1 protein-coding gene is annotated in these 1,329 nt (G+C 72.5%); it reads right to left on the reverse strand.

Annotated features, from left to right (window positions below; all coding sequences use genetic code 11):
* On the reverse strand, nt 1-1,329 hold a 1,329-nt coding region (locus AB0D04_RS42690), incomplete at both ends, for a beta-ketoacyl synthase N-terminal-like domain-containing protein (protein WP_362712883.1).

Below are 1,329 nucleotides of genomic sequence, written 5' to 3' on the forward strand. Positions count from 1 at the left end.
CGGCGCCGTCAACCCATTCGACGCACCATCCTGATTCACCGCACTACCCCGCACCACCGCAAGCACCCGGTGCCCGTTACGGCGCGCGTCGGACAGGCGCTCCAGCACCAGGATTCCGGCGCCTTCGGCCCAGCCGACGCCGTCGGCGGTGTCGGCGAACGCCTTGCAGCGCCCGTCCGGGGAGAGCCCGCCCTGGCGGGAGAACTCCACGAAGGTCAGCGGTGTGGACATCACGGTCACACCGCCCGCGAGCGCAAGAGAGCACTCGCCCTGGCGCAGCGACTGCGCAGCCAGGTGCAGGGCGACCAGCGACGACGAGCACGCCGTGTCGACCGTGACGGCCGGGCCCTCGAAGCCGAAGGTGTAGGAGACCCGGCCCGAGGCAACACTCCCCGCGCTGCCGCTGCCCTGGTAGCCCTCGAACTCGCGCCCGGAGAGCAGCGTCGAGTAGTCGTGGTACATCACGCCGGCGAAGACGCCCGTCCGGCTGCCGCGGAGGGTGGCCGGGTCCATACCGGCGCGTTCCAACGCCTCCCAGGTCGTCTCCAGCAGCAGCCGCTGCTGGGCGTCGGTGGTCAGGGCCTCTCGGGGGCTCATCCCGAAGAACTCGGGGTCGAACTCCGCCGCGTCATACAGGAAGCCGCCGGAGCGAGTGGCGATGGCGCCCGCCCGCTCGGGGTCATCCGTGTCCTCGATCTCCCAGCCTCGGTCGGTGGGGAAGTCCGAGACGGCGTCCACGCCTTCGGACACCAGCCGCCACAGGTCCTCGGGCGAGGCGACACCGCCGGGTAAACGGCAGCTCATGCCGACGATCACGACCGGGTCGTCCGTCAGCGACGGGAGGGCGGGCACCGGGACCGGCGTCTTGGTCTCCGCGCCGAACAGCTCGTCCAGGAGGTGGCCGGCCAGGGCGTCGGCCGTCGGGTGGTCGAACACGGTCGTCGCCGGGAGCCGCAGTCCGGTGGCCCTGCCCAGCAGGTTGCGGAGTTCGATCGCGGTGAGGGAGTCGAAGCCGAGGTCCTGGAAGGCCCGGTCCGGGTCGACCGTCTCCGGGCTCGCGTGACCCAGGACCGCCGCGATCTGGGCGCGCACGACATCGAGCAGCGCCTCGCGTCGCTCCGCCGTGGACAGCCCGGTCAGGCGCTGCACGATGCCGGATGCCGCGACGGCGCCTGATCGGCGGGTCCGCGTACGGATCAGGCCGCGCAGCAGCGGCTGGGGCTCGCCCTGTGCGCGTAGCGCCGCGAGGTCCAGGCGGACGGGGAGTGCCATGGGCTCGGTGGTTCCGAGCGCGGCGTCGAAGAGGGCCACGCCCTCCTCGGCGGACAG

The organism is Streptomyces sp. NPDC048483 (assembly GCF_040651455.1).
Taxonomy (GTDB): Bacteria; Actinomycetota; Actinomycetes; order Streptomycetales; family Streptomycetaceae; genus Streptomyces.